Source organism: Kitasatospora sp. NPDC043949, assembly GCF_056435365.1.
The window spans coordinates 102,369-117,653 of sequence record NZ_JBWKEQ010000021.1; the positions used below are offsets into that span (position 1 = coordinate 102,369).

The 15,285-nt window shown below is 72.1% G+C and carries 11 protein-coding genes and 1 pseudogene; 7 read left to right on the plus strand and 5 right to left on the minus strand.

The genetic code is table 11. The features are described from left to right. Positions 1-201 precede the first annotated feature (201 nt). Positions 202-648 (plus strand): annotated as a pseudogene (locus tag AC07AL_RS19285) (sodium:solute symporter family transporter); the annotation flags it as partial. Positions 649-715: 67 nt separating this feature from the next. Here the strand turns inward: AC07AL_RS19285 and AC07AL_RS19290 are convergent. Together AC07AL_RS19290 and AC07AL_RS19295 are read right to left on the minus strand one after the other, a co-directional pair. Beyond that, positions 716-1,405: a response regulator gene (locus AC07AL_RS19290; RefSeq protein ID WP_363584499.1), complete on the minus strand. Its 690-nt coding sequence runs from the start codon at positions 1,403-1,405 to the stop codon at positions 716-718. After that, entirely contained in the window at positions 1,405-3,000 is a 1,596-nt protein-coding gene (locus tag AC07AL_RS19295; RefSeq protein ID WP_363584497.1) for a sensor histidine kinase, read from the minus strand. The genes AC07AL_RS19290 and AC07AL_RS19295 overlap by 1 nt, the downstream gene beginning before the upstream one ends. A 219-nt stretch (positions 3,001-3,219) precedes the next feature. Here AC07AL_RS19295 and AC07AL_RS19300 point away from each other — a divergent pair, with 219 nt between their 5' ends. The 3 genes from AC07AL_RS19300 (at position 3,220) to AC07AL_RS19310 (ending at position 6,106) form a co-directional block, all read left to right on the plus strand. After that, on the plus strand, positions 3,220-4,044 hold the full coding sequence (locus AC07AL_RS19300) for an ABC transporter ATP-binding protein (protein ID WP_063349366.1): 825 nt from the start codon (positions 3,220-3,222) through the stop codon (positions 4,042-4,044). After that, complete coding sequence (locus tag AC07AL_RS19305) at positions 4,034-4,909, plus strand: ABC transporter permease (RefSeq protein WP_363584495.1); 876 nt, start codon at positions 4,034-4,036, stop codon at positions 4,907-4,909. The genes AC07AL_RS19300 and AC07AL_RS19305 overlap by 11 nt, the downstream gene beginning before the upstream one ends. Positions 4,910-5,029: 120 nt before the next feature. Beyond that, a complete protein-coding gene (locus AC07AL_RS19310) occupies positions 5,030-6,106 on the plus strand; it encodes an ABC transporter substrate-binding protein (protein WP_350880086.1) in 1,077 nt (358 codons plus the stop codon). Between the two features lie 151 nt (positions 6,107-6,257). On the opposite strand, the gene AC07AL_RS19315 is transcribed toward AC07AL_RS19310, so the two are convergent. Continuing rightward, on the minus strand, positions 6,258-7,160 hold the full coding sequence (locus AC07AL_RS19315; protein ID WP_363584493.1) for a sucrase ferredoxin: 903 nt from the start codon (positions 7,158-7,160) through the stop codon (positions 6,258-6,260). 95 nt (positions 7,161-7,255) lie between these two features. Next, on the minus strand, positions 7,256-9,706 hold the full coding sequence (locus AC07AL_RS19320) for a DNA gyrase/topoisomerase IV subunit A (protein ID WP_363584491.1): 2,451 nt from the start codon (positions 9,704-9,706) through the stop codon (positions 7,256-7,258). Between the two features lie 250 nt (positions 9,707-9,956). On the opposite strand from AC07AL_RS19320, the gene AC07AL_RS19325 reads away from it, so the two are divergent. The 3 genes from AC07AL_RS19325 to AC07AL_RS19335 all read left to right on the plus strand — a co-directional run bounded on the left by AC07AL_RS19325 (position 9,957) and on the right by AC07AL_RS19335 (position 14,212). Beyond that, entirely contained in the window at positions 9,957-11,318 is a 1,362-nt protein-coding gene (locus AC07AL_RS19325) for a M16 family metallopeptidase (RefSeq protein WP_363584489.1), read from the plus strand. Between the two features lie 20 nt (positions 11,319-11,338). Continuing rightward, positions 11,339-12,703 carry a M16 family metallopeptidase gene (locus AC07AL_RS19330; protein ID WP_350880226.1) on the plus strand — a complete coding sequence of 455 codons (1,365 nt, stop codon included), beginning with the start codon at positions 11,339-11,341 and terminating at the stop codon, positions 12,701-12,703. A gap of 315 nt (positions 12,704-13,018) precedes the next feature. Next, complete coding sequence (locus AC07AL_RS19335; protein WP_363584487.1) at positions 13,019-14,212, plus strand: RtcB family protein; 1,194 nt, start codon at positions 13,019-13,021, stop codon at positions 14,210-14,212. 38 nt (positions 14,213-14,250) lie between these two features. Here AC07AL_RS19335 and AC07AL_RS19340 read toward each other — a convergent pair whose 3' ends face one another. Then, complete coding sequence (locus tag AC07AL_RS19340; protein WP_363584485.1) at positions 14,251-15,063, minus strand: LAGLIDADG family homing endonuclease; 813 nt, start codon at positions 15,061-15,063, stop codon at positions 14,251-14,253. Positions 15,064-15,285: the final 222 nt, after the last annotated feature.

A 15,285-nucleotide genomic window follows, 5' to 3' on the forward strand; every position in this document is an offset into this window, starting at 1 on the left:
TCCGCCACCCCCCCCCCCCCCTCCCCCCCCCCCCCCCTCTCCTCCTCCCCCCCCCCCCCCCCCCCCCCCCCCCCCCCCCCCCCCCCCCCCCCCCCCCCCCGGCGCCCCTTCCGGCGGCGTGCCGCCGTCCCGGCCTCCCGGCCGGGGGAGGCGGGGGATGCGGGGGACGTGGCGGAGGCCGAGCCGACGGGCGAGGCCAGCGAGCGCCAGGAGGTCTGGGTGGCACGGTTCGCGGCCGTCGGGATCGGCGCGGCCGCGATCGCGATCAGCCTCTACGCCCAGCAGCTGAACGTCGCCTTCCTGGTCGGCCTGGCCTTCGCGGTGGCGGCCTCCAGCAACCTGCCCGTCCTGCTGTACAGCCTGTTCTGGTCGCGGTTCACCACCCGCGGCGCGGTCTGGTCGGTGTACGGCGGGCTGGTCCCGGCGATCGTGCTGGTCGTCTTCTCCCCGGTGGTCTCCGGCACCAAGGTGGCGCTCTTCCCCGGCGTCGACTTCCACTGGTTCCCGCTGGAGAACCCCGGCATCATCTCCATCCCGCTCGGCTTCCTGGCCGGCTGGATCGGGACGATCACCTCGCCCGAGCCGGCCGACGCGGACCGCTTCGCCGAGCTGGAGGTGCGCGCCCTCACCGGTGCGGGCGCGGCCTGAGCGCCGCGCCCCGGGGAACCCCGGCGGGCCTGGGGCCGCCGGGGTTCCCCCACGTCCGGGCGTGGTGTCAGGTCCGGACCGCCAGGCCGTAGCGGTGCTCGGGGCGGCCGGTGTCGCCGTAGCGCAGGGTCAGCCGCAGCCGGCTGTCCCGCTCCAGCTGCTTGAGGTAGCGCTGCGCCGTCGAGCGGCTGAGCCCGGTGGCGTCCGCGACCTCCTGCGCGGACAGCGGGCGGCCCGCCTGGCGCAGCACCCCCAGCACCAGGTCGGTGGTGGGCGCCGAGTGCCCCTTCGGCAGCGGGCCGGCCGGGGCGGCGGCGCTGCGCAGGGTGGCGAACAGCCGGTCCACCTCGTCCTGGCCGGCCTCCCGGGCCGCCGGGCCGGCCAGCGCGTGCCGCAGCTGCGCGTACGCGACCAGCTTGTCCCGCAGGCCGGCGAAGGTGAACGGCTTGACCAGGTACTGCAGCGCGCCGTGCTGCATCGCGGCGTGCACCGTCGACACGTCCCGGGCGGCCGTCACCATCATCACGTCGCAGGCCACCTGCCGCTCCCGCAGCCGGCGCACCAGCGCCAGGCCGGTCTCGTCCGGCAGGTGGTGGTCGAGCAGCAGCAGGTCCACCGGGCGGCGCTCCAGCGCGGCCAGCGCCTCCCCGGCCGAGTGCGCGGTACCGGTCACCCGGAAGCCCGGCACCTTGGCCACGTACGCGGCGTGCACGTCCGCGACCCGGAAGTCGTCGTCCACCACGAGTACGTCGATCATCAGGCCTCCACGAGCTGAGGGGTGAGCAGGGCCTCGGGCAGCTCGACCGTGAACCGGGCGCCGCCGAGCGGTCCCGCGTCGAGCACGATCCGGCCGCCGGTCCGTTCGACCAGTCGCCGCACCATCGCCAGCCCCAGCCCGCGCGGACGGTGCGCGGGCGCGTCCTTGCTGGTCCACCCCTCCTCGAAGACCTGCTCGCGCAGCTCCTCCGGCACGCCCGGGCCGCTGTCCGCGACCTGGAGCAGCAGTGTGGAGCCGGCCGCCGCCAGCGTCACCTCCAGCCGGCCGCCCCCACCCGCCGCGAGCGCGTCCACCGCGTTGTCGATCAGATTGCCGAGCACCGTCACCAGCGCCCGCGCGTCCACCACCGCGTCCGGCAGGTGCGCCGCCGGGGCCAGCGCCAGCCGCACCCCGCGCTCGCCCGCCACCGCCGTCTTGCCCGCCAGCAGCGCCGCGACGTGCGGATCCTGCACCTGCTCGGCGATCCGCGCCGCGACCACCGCGTGCGAACCGGACTGCTCCGAGATGAACGCCACCGCCTGCTCGTGGCGGCCCAGCTCCAGCAGGCCCAGCAGGGTGTGCATCCGGTTGGCGTGCTCGTGGTCCTGGGCGCGCAGTGCCTCGGTCAGGCTGCGCGTGGTGTCCAACTCGCGGACCAGCGACTCCAGTTCGGTCCGGTCGCGGAGCGTCACGACCGCGCCGCCCTCGGCCGTGCCCATCCGGTTGACCACCAGCACCCGGTCGTCCCGGACCGCCGGCAGGTCGGCGCCGGTGATCCGCCCGGTCAGCACGTCCGCCAGCCGGCCCGGCGGCAGCACCGCGTGGATCGGCCGCCCGGTGCAGTCCTCCGGCAGGCCGAGCAGCCGCACCGCCTCGTCGTTGGCCAGCCGGATCCGGCCGCGCTCGTCCAGCGCCACCATGCCCTCGCGGATGCCGTGCAGCATCGCCTCCCGCTCCACCAGCAGCGCCGAGATGTCGGCCAGCGCGATGTTGTGGGTGCGGCGCTTCAGCCGCCGGGCCAGCGCCAGCGTGGCGACCGTCCCCGCGGCCAGGCCCGCGCCCGCGCACAGCAGGATCCCGGTGAGCATCTTCAGCAGCCGGCGGCGGATCGAGTCGTCGCTGATGCCGACCGACACCTCGCCGACGATCCGGCCGTCCGCGGCCCGCAGCGGCACCTTGCCGCGCGCGGTGCGGCCCAGCGTGCCCTGCTGCATCGCGGTGACGCTGAGCCCGCTGAGCGCCGGCTCCGGATCGGTGCTGACCCGGTGGCCGATCCGCTCCGGGTCGGTGTGCGAGAGCCGGATCCCGTCCAGGTCGGTGACCACCACGAAGCTCGCGCCGGTGGCCAGCCGGATCTGCTCGGCGTTGCGCTGCGCGGTCGCCGAGTCCCGGGCGTCGGCGGCGCGGGCGATCGCCTCGTCGGTGGCGGTGGCCTGGGCGATCGACAGCGCCCGCTGCATCGCGTCGTGGTCCAGCTCGCTGCTGACCGGGGCCAGGAACAGGCCGGCGGTCACGGTGGTGACACCGACGGTGACGACGGTCTGGCTCAGCAGCAGTTGCGCGAAGACCCGGCGGGGCCAGCGGGGCAGCTTCATCCGGGCCTCCTCTCGGCGGCTGTGGGGGCGGGTACGTCAGGGTCGGGACACCCTACGTTTCCGGCGTGTTTCTGTCAGCCGCGTCCCCGCAGTTGTAGCGGAAGCAAAAGGAGCAGAACACCCCTCAATGCGGAGAAACCGCAGTACGCCGAGAAGGCTCCCGCCCGGGCCCGGCCCGCTCCTACCTTTCCGGGGCAAGCACAGACCCGGGAGGATCGAATGAGCACAACCCCGGCGATCGAGCTGACTGGCGCGACGAAACGGTTCCGCACCCCGTCCGGGGCCCTGCACACCGCCGTCCGTGATCTCGATCTGACCGTCGCCCAAGGCGAGTTCGTCGCCGTCGTCGGGCCCACCGGCTGCGGCAAGTCCACCACGCTGACCCTGGTCAGCGGCCTGGAGGAGCCCACCGAGGGTGAGGTCCGAGTGGACGGCGAGCCGGTCCGCGGGATCCACCCCAAGGTCGGTTTCGTCTTCCAGCAGGACGCCGTCTTCCCCTGGCGCACCGTCCTGTCCAACGTGATGGCCGGGCCGCGCTTCCGCGGCGTGCCCACCGCCGAGGCCAGGGAACGGGCCCGGGACTGGCTGGGCCGCGTCGGCCTCGCCGCCTTCGAGGACCGCTACCCGCACCAGCTGTCCGGCGGCATGCGCAAGCGCGTCGCGCTCGCCCAGACCTTCGTCAACGACCCGGACATCCTGCTGATGGACGAGCCGTTCTCGGCGCTGGACGTGCAGACCCGCGCCCTGATGTCCGACCAGTTGCTGGAGCTGTGGGCCGGGACCAGGTCCTCCGGGAACGCCGCGTCGGTCGTCTTCGTCACCCACGACCTGGACGAGGCCATCGCGCTCGCCGACCGGGTCGTCGTCATGACGGCCGGACCGGCCACCGTCAAGGAGATCTTCACCGTCGACCTGCCACGACCGCGCACCGTGGAGGCCGTCCGGCTGGAACCGAGGTTCGTCGAGCTGTACCGCGAGATCTGGGCCTCGCTCGGCGAAGAGGTGCGCATCACCCGGGAGAGAGGAGCGGGTCGTGCCGCTTGAGACCGCGTCGGCCGTCGCCGACAAGCCCCCGGCGGCCACCCCCGCCAGCCGTACCGAGGCCCGCGAACGGGCCGCCCGCAACCGGAGGTTGACCGTCTACGGGGCCCGGGTCGCGGTCCTGGTCGCCTTCCTCGGACTGTGGGAGGTCTGCGCCCGCACGGACGTCATCGACCCGTTCAACTTCTCGCAGCCGTCGAGGATCTGGGACCAGATCTGGCAGTGGATCACCCACGGCACCGCGCAGGGCTCGCTCGGCGAACAGATCGGCTACACCCTCTACGAGGCCCTCACCGGCTGGGTGATCGGCGTCATCTGCGGTGTGCTGCTCGGCATCGCGCTCGGCCGGGTCCGCTTCCTGGCCGACGTGTTCGGGCCCTACATCAAGGTGCTCAACGCCATCCCGCGGATCGTGCTCGCCCCGATCTTCCTGATCTGGTTCGGCCTCGGCCCGGCCTCCAAGGTCGCCTCCGCCGTCGTCCTGGTGTTCTTCCCGGTGTTCTTCAACGCCTTCCAGGGCGCCCGCGAGGTGGACCGCAACCTCGTCTCCAACGCCCGCATCCTCGGCGCCGACGGCCGCAAGGTCACCCTCCAGGTGGTCATCCCCGCCGCCACCACCTGGATCTTCACCAGCCTGCACGTCAGCTTCGGCTTCGCCCTGATCGGGGCCATCGTCGGCGAGTACATCGGCGCCACCAAGGGTCTCGGCCTGCTCGTCGCCGCCGCCCAGGGCACCTTCAACGCGGCCGGCGTGTACGCCGCCATGACCATCCTCGCCGTCGTGGCGCTGCTCACCGAGGGGCTGCTGACCTTCGCCGAGACGAAGCTGTTCCGCTGGAAGCCCGCAGACACGGGCGACGGCCGCTGAACCCTTCTGCGTCGCTGAACCCCATCCCCTGCGTCGCGAACCCCCTGCGTCGCGAACCCCCCGCTTCGCTGAACCCCCTGCGCCGCTGATCCCCCCTCGCAGAGAGAGGCACCCCCACCCATGCGCCCGAACCCGATCGGCAGACCCGCCGCGGCCGCCCTCGCCGCCGTCCTGCTCCTCCCGCTCTCCGCCTGCGCCAACGACGCCGCCACGACCACCCACGGCGCCGCCGCCCCGGCCGGCCGGCAGGTCGACGGGCCGAAGGTCAAGATCATGGTCGGTGGCCTGGACAAGGTCATCTACCTGCCCGCGATGCTCACCCAGCGGCTCGGCTTCTTCGCCGACGCGGGCGTCAACGTCGAGCTGATGAGCGAGCCCGCCGGCGTCAACGCCACCACCGCGCTGCTCGCCGGCGACGTCCAGGGCGCCGTCGGCTTCTACGACCACACCATCGACCTCCAGGCCAAGGGCAAGATCGTCGAGTCCGTGGTGCAGTTCTCCCAGGCCCCCGGCGAGGTCGAACTCGTCTCCACCAAGCAGGCCGACGCCATCAGGTCCGGCGCCGACTTCAAGGGCAAGAAGCTCGGCGTCACCAGCATCGGTTCCTCCACCGACTTCCTCACCAAGTACCTCGCCGTCAAGAACGGCACGGCCGTCAGCGAGTTCAGCCCGATCGCGGTCGGAGCCGGCCAGACCTTCATCGCCGCGCTCCAACAGGGCAGCATCGACGGCGGGATGACCACCGACCCGACCGTCGCCAACGTCCTCGACAAGGGCCTCGGCAAGATCCTCTACGATATGCGCACACCCGAGGGCTCGCGCGAGGCCCTCGGCGGCCTCTACCCGTCGTCCTCGCTCTACATGAACACCGACTGGGTGGAGAAGAACAAGGACACCACCCAGAAGCTCGCCAACGCCTTCGTCAAGACCCTCAAGTGGATGTCCACGCACAGCCCCGAGGAGATCGCCGCGAAGATGCCCGCCGACTACGCGCAGGGCGGCGCCGAGCAGTACGCGGCCGCGATCAAGGCGACCCTGCCGATGTTCACCACCGACGGCGTGATGCCGGCCGACGGCCCCAAGACCGTCCTCGCCGTGCTCGCCGCCTTCCACCCGGACGTCAAGGGCAAGGAGGGCACCATCGACCTCTCCCGCACCTACACCACCGAGTTCGTCGGCAAGGCCGTCACCGGCTGAGCCGACACCCGACGTGACGGCCCCGCGCGCCTCCGTGGACAGCAGGCGCGGGGCCGCCCGCGCGCTCCGGTCCCGCGCTCACCCCCACGGGCGCGGGGCCGCCCGCGCGCTCCCGACCTGCTGATGACCCTGCCGGCGCGCTTCCGTCCCGCTACCGACCCCGCACCGAGAGCACGTCCATCCGCGACGGCGTCCCCGCCGCCTTGCCGCAGCTCTCCGGACGCGCCGGCTCGCTCACCGCCTCGATCACGTCCACCTCCCAGGCCCGGCCGTCCTGGTGCAGCACCGAGACCAGCCAACGGCCCGCGCCGTCCGGCCGCTGGGCCAGCGTCAGCGCGTCCACCCCGGTCTCCCCGGTCGCCAACCGCACCGCGTGCTCGGCCGCCTGACCCGGACGCTCCCAGCCTGAACAGCCCCGTGACCAGGCCGGCACCATGTGCCCGGCCGCCGTCGCCGCCAGCACCTCCTTGGCCGCCTCCGCCGTCAGCCGCCCGTACGCGTAGCCGTACGGCAGCACCAGCATCGTGGGGGAGAAGCGGTGCCCGCCCAGGTGCGTCACCTCCCACACCTCGCTGTGCCCGGCCGCCGCCAGCTCCGCCGCCAACGGGCGGCCCAGCAGCGCGCAACAGCGGTCCCGCCGCCCGTTGGTGCACACCAGCGCCAACGGGCCGCCGACGTGCTCCACCCCGAAACCGCCGTGGTCACCGACGCCCAGCGCCGCGAAGTCCAGCTCCAGCAGCTCCGCCGGATCGGCCACCTCCGCCCGGCGTACCCAGCCGCGACCCGGCACCGTGTGCGCCACGACCACCTCGTGCCGCGCCGTCGGCAGGCAGTCCGCGTGCCGCCCCGGCCGCCGGATCAGCGCCACCCGCACCCCGGTGCCCGCCGCGGCCGCGTCCAGCGCCCGCCCCGTCGCCGGGTCCAGGTGGCTCTCCCCGAGCGCCTTCGCGCCCCACGGCCCGTTCTGCTCCACCAGCAGCCAGGTGGTCGCGACCGCGGCGGTGGCGGTCAGCGGCTCCGACAGTTCACGCGACAGCGTCGCACAGGTGCTCACCCGGGTAAGGCTACCCTCGGCACCCGCCGCGCCCCGGAACGACGAAGGAGGGGCGCCGGACGGCTCCGGTACCCCTCCTCCACCACGCCCGCGCCCTACGCCGGGCCGGCCACCACCGCGATCGGAGCCGTCACCGGCGTGCCCGAACCGTCACGGCGCGGGTCGCGCTCCGGCAGGTCCACCGGCGCGCCCTTGTCGGACGCCGCCCGGGCCGGGGCCACGCCCGCCCAGGCGAACGTCAGACCGTCCTCGCCGCGCAGGAACCGCTGGCAGCGCACACCGCCCGTCGCCCGGCCCTTGCGCGGGTACTGCTCGAACGGCGTCACCTTCCACGACGTCTGCTCCTCGCCGCTCAGCGTCCCCGACGCCCCCGCCACCGAGACCACCACCGCGTCCGACGCCGGATCCACCGCCGTGAACGACAGCACCCGCGCCCCGTCGGAGAGCTTGATCCCCGCCATGCCGCCCGCCGGACGGCCCTGCGGGCGCACCTGCCCCGCCGGGTAGCGCAGCAGCTGCGCGTCCGAAGCGATGAAGACCAAGTCCTCCTCGCCGGTGCGCAGTTCGACCGCGCCCACCAGCTCGTCACCCTCCTTGAGGGCGATCACCTCGAACTCGTCCTTGTTCGCCGGCCACTCCGGTACCACCCGCTTCACCACGCCCTGCGCCGTGCCCAGCGCCAGCCCCGGCGAGGACTCGTCCAGCGTGGTCAGCGCCAGCGCCCGTTCCCCGGCCTCCAACCGCAGGAACTCGCCCACCGCCGCCCCGCCGGCCAGCGTCGGCGACGGCGTCGGCGGCAGCGCCGGCAGATCGATCACCGGCAGCCGCAGCACCCGGCCCGCCGACGTCACCACACCCACGTCCGCCCGCGCTGTCGCCGGCACCGCCGACACGATCACATCGTGCTTCGACCGCTTCTCCGACAGCTCGAACGGCTCCCCGTCCGCCGTCCGCGCCAGCAGGCCCGTCGACGACAGCAGCACCCGGCACGGGTCGTCCGCCACCTCCAGCGGCACCGACAGCGCCGCCGACGGCGCCGCCCCCGCCTCCAGCAGCACCGTCCGCCGCTCCGTCCCGAACTGCTTCGCCACCGCGCCGAGTTCGGACGACACCACGCTGCGCAGCCGGGAGTCCGAGTCCAGGATCTCGGTCAGCTCCGCGATCTCCGCGTTCAGCTTCGCCTTCTCCTGCTCCAGCTCCACCCGGTCGAACCGGGTCAGCCGCCGCAGCGGAGTGTCCAGGATGTACGCCGTCTGCGTCTCCGACAGCGAGAAGCGCTCCATCAGGCGCTCCTTCGCCTGCCCCGCGTTGTCACTCGACCGGATGATCGCGATGACCTCGTCGATGTCGAGCAGCGCGACCAGCAGGCCGTCGACCAGGTGCAGCCGCTCCTCCCGCTTGCGCCGGCGGAAGTCGCTGCGCCGCCGCACCACGGTGAACCGGTGGTCGACGTAGACCTCCAGCAGTTCCTTCAGCCCCAGCGTCAGCGGCTGGCCGTCCACCAGCGCCACGTTGTTGATGCCGAAGGTCTCCTCCATCGGCGTCAGCTTGTACAGCTGCTCCAGCAGCGCCTCCGGCACGAAGCCGTTCTTCACCTCGATCACCAGCCGCAGCCCGTGCTCGCGGTCGGTCAGGTCCTTGACGTCCGCGATGCCCTGCAGCTTCTTCGCGTTGACCAGGTCCTTGATCTTCGAAATGACCTTCTCCGGGCCGACGTTGTACGGCAGTTCGGTCACCACGATGCCCTTGCGGCGCGCCGTCACCGCCTCGACCGTCGTGGTCGCCCGGATCTTGAACGTGCCGCGGCCCGACTCGTACGCGTCCCGGATCCCCGACAGGCCCACGATCCGCCCGCCCGTCGGCAGGTCCGGACCGGGCACGAACCGCATCAGCGTGTCCAGGTCCGCGGTCGGGTGCTTGATCAGGTGCCGGGCCGCGGCCACCACCTCGGACAGGTTGTGCGGCGGCATGTTCGTCGCCATGCCGACCGCGATGCCCGTCGCGCCGTTCACCAGCAGGTTCGGGAACGCCGCCGGCAGCGCCAACGGCTCCTGCTCGCTGCCGTCGTAGTTCGGACCGAAGTCGACGGTGTCCTCGTGGATCGACTCCACCATCGCCATCGACGCCGCCGTCAGCCGCGACTCCGTGTAGCGCATCGCCGCCGGCGGGTCGTCGTTGCCCAGCGAACCGAAGTTCCCGTGCCCGTCGATCAGCGGCAGCCGCATCGAGAACGGCTGCGCCATCCGGACGACCGAGTCGTAGATCGACGCGTCGCCGTGCGGGTGCAGCCGGCCCATCACCTCGCCCACCACACGGGCGCACTTCACGTGCGCGCGGTCCGGCCGCAGGCCCATCTCGTTGGCCTGGTACAGGATCCGGCGGTGCACCGGCTTCAGACCGTCCCGCGCGTCCGGAAGCGCACGCGAGTAGATCACCGAGTAGGCGTACTCCAGGAAGGAGCCCTGCATCTCGTCCACGACGTCGACATCGAGGATCCGCTCCTCGAAGTCTCCGGGCGGCGGGGTCTGCGAACTGCGGCGGGCCATCGCGGCGGGGCTCCCTTACGTCTCGCTTGCTGTGTCTCGGTCAGTCTCTGACGTCCATCCGCCGACCCTCGTCAACAGGGCTCGGCGCCCCCATTGTGGACCCTCGCGCCGACACTCCCGGCCAGCGCCCCTCTTCCGCCCCTGGCGAACGCCCTGTCTGCGCGGGACACGAACACGCCCCCCGCGCGTTGCACCACAATGGGGGACGCCACACGAACCCCGACATCGACGACGGGAAGGACCCGAGCGCATGGCCAACCCGGCCCCCGCATCCGCCTCCACCGGAGGACATGGCGCTGCCATCGCCATCACCGAGCACCGCCTGGCCAACGGCCTGCGCGTCGTCCTCTCCGAGGACCACCTCACCCCGGTCGCCGCGGTCTGCCTCTGGTACGACGTGGGCTCCCGCCACGAGGTCAAGGGCCGCACCGGCCTCGCCCACCTCTTCGAGCACCTCATGTTCCAGGGCTCCGCCAACGTCTCCAACAACGGGCACTTCGAGCTCGTCCAGGGCGCCGGCGGCTCGCTCAACGGCACCACCAGCTTCGAGCGCACCAACTACTTCGAGACCATGCCCGCCCACCAGCTGGAGCTCGCCCTCTGGCTGGAGGCCGACCGCATGGGCTCGCTGCTCGCCGCCCTCGACGAGACGTCCATGGAGAACCAGCGCGACGTCGTCAAGAACGAGCGCCGCCAGCGCTACGACAACGTCCCCTACGGCACCGCCTTCGAGAAGCTCACCGCGCTCTCGTTCCCCGACGGCCACCCGTACCACCACACCCCGATCGGCTCCATGGCCGACCTCGACGCCGCCACCCTCGACGACGCCCGCGCGTTCTTCCGCACCTACTACGCGCCCAACAACGCCGTTCTCACCGTCGTCGGAGACATCGACCCCGAGCAGACCATCGCCTGGGTCGAGAAGTACTTCGGCAGCATCCCCGCCCACGACGGCAAGCAGCCGCCGCGCTCCGGCGAACTCCCCGACACCATCGGCAGCGAACTGCGCGAGCACGTCCGCGAGGACGTCCCCTCCCGCGCCCTGATGGCCGCCTACCGCCTCCCGCACGACGGCACCCGCGACGCCGACGCCGCCGACCTCGCCCTCACCATCCTCGGCAGCGGCGAGTCCAGCCGCCTCTACAACCGGCTCGTCCGCCGCGACCGCACCGCCGTCGCCGCCGGCTTCGGCCTGCTCCGCCTCGCCGGCGCCCCCAGCCTCGGCTGGCTCGACGTCAAGACCTCCGGCGACGCCACCATCGAGCAGATCGACGCCGCCGTCGACGAGGAACTCGCCCGCTTCGCCGCCGAAGGCCCCACCCCCGAGGAACTCGAACGGGCCCAGGCCCAGATCGAGCGCGAATGGCTCGACCGGCTCACCACCGTCGCCGGCCGCGCCGACGAACTCTGCCGCTACGCCGTCCTGTTCGGTGACCCCAAGCTCCTCAACGACGCCCTCCCCAAGGTCCTCGACATCACCGCCGAGGAGGTCCAGGCCGTCGCCAAGGCCCGGCTCCACCCCGACAACCGGGCCGTCCTCGTCTACGAGCCCACCACGGCCGACGACACCGACGCCCCCGCCGCCACCGATGAGGAGGGTGCCGCCGCATGAGCACCGACTACGTCCCCGCCATGACGTTCCACCCCCAGCCCGAGCCCGGCACCCCCGGCCCCTGGGCCTTCCCCGCCCCCGAGCGCGCCGCCCTCGGCAACGGCATCACCGTCCTGCACTGCCACCGGCCCGGCCAGCAGCTCGTCGCCGTCGAGGTCCTCCTCGACGCCCCGCTCGCCGCCGAACCCGACGGCCTCGACGGCATCGCCGCCATCCTCGCCCGCGCCCTCAGCGAAGGCACCGACACCCTCACCGCCGAGGAGTACGCCGCCGAACTCGAACGCGCCGGCGCCACCCTCGACGCCCACGCCGACCACCCCTGCATCCGCGTCTCCCTGGAGGTCCCCGCCTCCCGCCTGCAGCGCGGCCTCTCGTTGCTCGCCGACGCCCTGCGCGCCCCCGCCCTCCCCGAGGACGAGATCGAGCGCCTCGTCGCCAACCGCCTCGACGAGATCGTCCACGAGCAGGCCAACCCCGCCCGGCGCGCCGCCAAGGCCCTCTACGCCGAGCTCTTCGACGGCGCCGACCGCCTCTCCCGGCCCCGCAGCGGCACCGCCGACACGGTCAAGGCCATCGACCGGGCCGCCGTCAAGGCCTTCTACGACGCCCACGTGCGCCCCGCCACCGCCACCGTCGTCGTGGTCGGCGACCTCACCGGCACCGACCTGCCCGCCCTCCTGGAGAGCACCCTCGGCACCTGGACCGGCAACACCGCCGAAGCCTCCGCCCACGCCCCCGTCACCGCCGACGACCGCGGCCGCGTCGTCATCGTCGACCGCCCCGGCTCCGTCCAGACCCAACTCCTCATCGGCCGCATCGGCCCCGACCGCCACGACCCCGTCTGGGCCGCCCAGATCCTCGGCACCTACTGCCTCGGCGGCACCCTCACCTCCCGCCTCGACCGCGTCCTGCGCGAGGAGAAGGGCTACACCTACGGCGTCCGCTCCTTCGCCCAGCCGCTGCGCTCCGCCGCCGACGGCAGCGGCCGCTCGCTGCTCGCCATCAGCGGCTCGGTGGACACCGCCTCCACCGCCCCGGCGCTCGCCGACACCTGGACCATCCTGCGTACCCTCGCCGCCGAGGGCCTCACCGACGCCGAGCGCGACGAGGCCGTGCAGTTCCTGGTCGGCGTCGCACCGCTGAAGTACGAGACCGCGGGCTCGGTCGCCGGCACCCTGGCCGACCAGGTCGAGCAGTACCTCGCGGACGACTACCAGGCCGAGGTCTACCGGCAGCTCGCCGAACTGCCCACCGCCGCCGCCACCGAGGCCGTCGTCGCCGCCTTCCCGCCGGACCGCCTGGTCACCGTGCTGGTCGGCGACGCCGCCGTCATCGCCGACGACGTGCGGGCTCTCGGCATCGGCGAGGTCACCGTCGTCAGCTGACCCGGCGTTTCCCGTACGGCCCGGTGGAGCACCCGCTCCGCCGGGCCGTCGCGTTGTTAAATCCGTTGCGGGCCAGCGGCGTTCCGTGGATAGATATCCCCGGCACACACGGACGAACGACGACGAACGACGACGAACGAAGGGAGGCGGTCACCATGCGGGTCGAGCGAGCCATACGCCGACGCTCCCCGAGGCCGTCCTCCCCCTGTGCCCAGGGCGCCTGAGCCCTACCCCCGAACTTCCCCGAGCCGCACCGGGCTTCTTCGCACGGCACCCCCTTCCCCGAACCACCCGACCGCTGGAGGTCGTTCGACCATGACGTACACCGAGGTGCCCGGAATCCGGGTCCCGATCCGGATGTGGACCGACCCGGCCACCGTCGAGGGCCAGGCCCTGCAGCAGCTGCGCAACATCAGCTCCCTGCCCTGGCTGCACGGCCTCGCCGTGATGCCCGACGTCCACCTGGGCAAGGGCGCGACCGTCGGCTCCGTCATCGCTATGAAGGGCGCCGTCTGCCCGGCGGCGGTCGGTGTCGACATCGGCTGCGGAATGAGCGCGGTGAAGACCTCCCTCACCGCAAAGGACCTCCCCGACGACCTGTCCCGCCTCCGCTCCAAGATCGAGCAGGCCATCCCGGTTGGCGCTGGCGTTCACACAGAACCGGTTGACCCGACGAAGCTCTACGGCTTTCAGGCGGCTGGCTGGAACGGCTTCTGGCAGCGCTTTGAGAGGGTCGCTCCGGCGGTGCATTGGCGGCGTGAGCGGGCCATGCAGCAGATAGGAACGCTCGGGCGCGGCAACCACTTTTCGGAAGTGTGCCTAGATGGGACCGGTTTTGTTTGGTTGATGTTGCATTCTGGATCGCGCAATATCGGCAAGGAACTAGCCGAGCACCACATGGAGGTGGCACGGTCTCTTCCTCACAACCAGGGTCTTATCGACCGGGACCTCGCGGTCTTCATCGCGGAGACCCCGCAGATGGCTGCTTACCGACAGGACCTCTTCTGGGCCCAGGAGTACGCCAAGAACAATCGCGCGGTGATGATGGCGCTGTTCCAGGACGTTGTCCGTCGCGAGTTCCCCAAGGCGAAGGTCACCTTCGACGAGGTCATCAGCTGCCACCACAACTACGTGGCGGAGGAGACGTACGACGGTGTCGACCTGCTCGTGACCCGCAAGGGCGCGATCAGGGCCGGCACGGGCGACTACGGGATCATCCCGGGGTCCATGGGCACCGGCTCCTACATCGTCCGCGGTCTCGGCAACGAGGCGGCGTTCAACTCGGCCTCGCACGGCGCCGGCCGCAAGATGAGCCGTAGCGCCGCGAAGAAGCGGTTCTCCACGCAGGATCTGGTGGAGCAGACCAAGGGTGTGGAGTGCCGCAAGGACAGCGGTGTCGTGGACGAGATCCCGGGCGCCTACAAGTCCATCGAAAAGGTCATCGAGCAGCAGAAGGACCTCGTCGAGGTGGTCGCCCACCTCAAGCAGGTCGTCTGCGTCAAGGGGTAGTCGGACGAGATGGCCCCCGGCATCGCCAGGGGCCATCCTCACCGCTGCGGAAAGACTCTCGGACGTTTCGGGCCGGCAAGTCGCCAGTGACGGACCTTGCAGCTCTTGAGCGTTCGGCCCAGGTACTCGGAGGCCGCTTCCATGTTTGGTGCGGTGAGGATCACTTCGTCCTCCTCTGGAGTCCAACCGCGCCGAGGGGGAGCGAACCCCATGGTCGGTGGGCGAACCCACGCGCTGACTCGATCGGCACCGGCCTGCTTGCGGGGTAGTGCCAGACTGCCCGGGTAGTAGAGATCGGTAGTCAAGGCCACAGCAGCTTCCGCGAGGAAGAGGATGTTGTAGATGTTGTCGCGCTTGTTGCGGTTGAGCTTGCGTCGGGCTCCGCAGAGGCGTTCTGCATAGGTGGCGGTGAAGACGGCCGTTGCGTCGCTCTTGGTGGCCAGGCTGACGAAGGGCAGATCCTTGGACGTGAGGCCGACCGAGCCGTCGGCGTCGATGAGGCCGCGCAGGTAGTCGCGCTCGGAGAACGGCACGCTCGGCGGCGCGACGATCTCGGACTTCCGCCCCACCGGCAGGCCGAGGCCCTGCAACTCCTCGCGGAACTCCCGGGCACAGACGGTCCACATCACCGAGGTGTGCTCCGTCTTGAAGTTCGTGCTGCGCGTCCGGTATCGGATGCTGCTGTTGTACGGGCAGAGCCGCTGGAACTCCTCCAGGATGGGCGCGTCGCGCGCGGAGAGTTCCACGGAGAGCCGACCACGGTTGCGGGACTGCTCGGTGAGGTGTCCGTCTGCCTGGAGGAAGGCGAACATGTAGGCGTGCTCGGGTCGTTCGAGGTCGAAGAACGTCATGCGGCGAGCATCTGTGCGATCAATCGCCGAAGGAGCGTGATCGCTCACCAGTTCGCTCGATGGTGTGGATACGATCGATTCCGCGAACAGAAGCGGGGGGGGGGGGGGGGGGGGGGGGGGGGGGTGGGTGGGTGGGGGGGGGTGGGGGGGGGGGGGGGGGAGGGGGGGTGGGGGGGGGGGGGGGGGGGGGGGGGGGCGCGGGGGGGGGGGCCGGGGTCCTCC

Bases quoted from the DNA above. Each gene is read 5' to 3' on its own strand.
- AC07AL_RS19290 (WP_363584499.1), bottom strand. From the start codon at position 1,405: ATGATCGACGTACTCGTGGTGGACGACGACTTCCGGGTCGCGGACGTG.
- AC07AL_RS19295 (WP_363584497.1), bottom strand. From the start codon at position 3,000: ATGAAGCTGCCCCGCTGGCCCCGCCGGGTCTTCGCGCAACTGCTGCTG.
- AC07AL_RS19300 (WP_063349366.1), top strand. From the start codon at position 3,220: ATGAGCACAACCCCGGCGATCGAGCTGACTGGCGCGACGAAACGGTTC.
- AC07AL_RS19310 (WP_350880086.1), top strand. From the start codon at position 5,030: ATGCGCCCGAACCCGATCGGCAGACCCGCCGCGGCCGCCCTCGCCGCC.
- AC07AL_RS19320 (WP_363584491.1), bottom strand. From the start codon at position 9,706: ATGGCCCGCCGCAGTTCGCAGACCCCGCCGCCCGGAGACTTCGAGGAG.
- AC07AL_RS19325 (WP_363584489.1), top strand. From the start codon at position 9,957: ATGGCCAACCCGGCCCCCGCATCCGCCTCCACCGGAGGACATGGCGCT.
- AC07AL_RS19330 (WP_350880226.1), top strand. From the start codon at position 11,339: ATGACGTTCCACCCCCAGCCCGAGCCCGGCACCCCCGGCCCCTGGGCC.
- AC07AL_RS19335 (WP_363584487.1), top strand. From the start codon at position 13,019: ATGACGTACACCGAGGTGCCCGGAATCCGGGTCCCGATCCGGATGTGG.
- AC07AL_RS19340 (WP_363584485.1), bottom strand. From the start codon at position 15,063: ATGACGTTCTTCGACCTCGAACGACCCGAGCACGCCTACATGTTCGCC.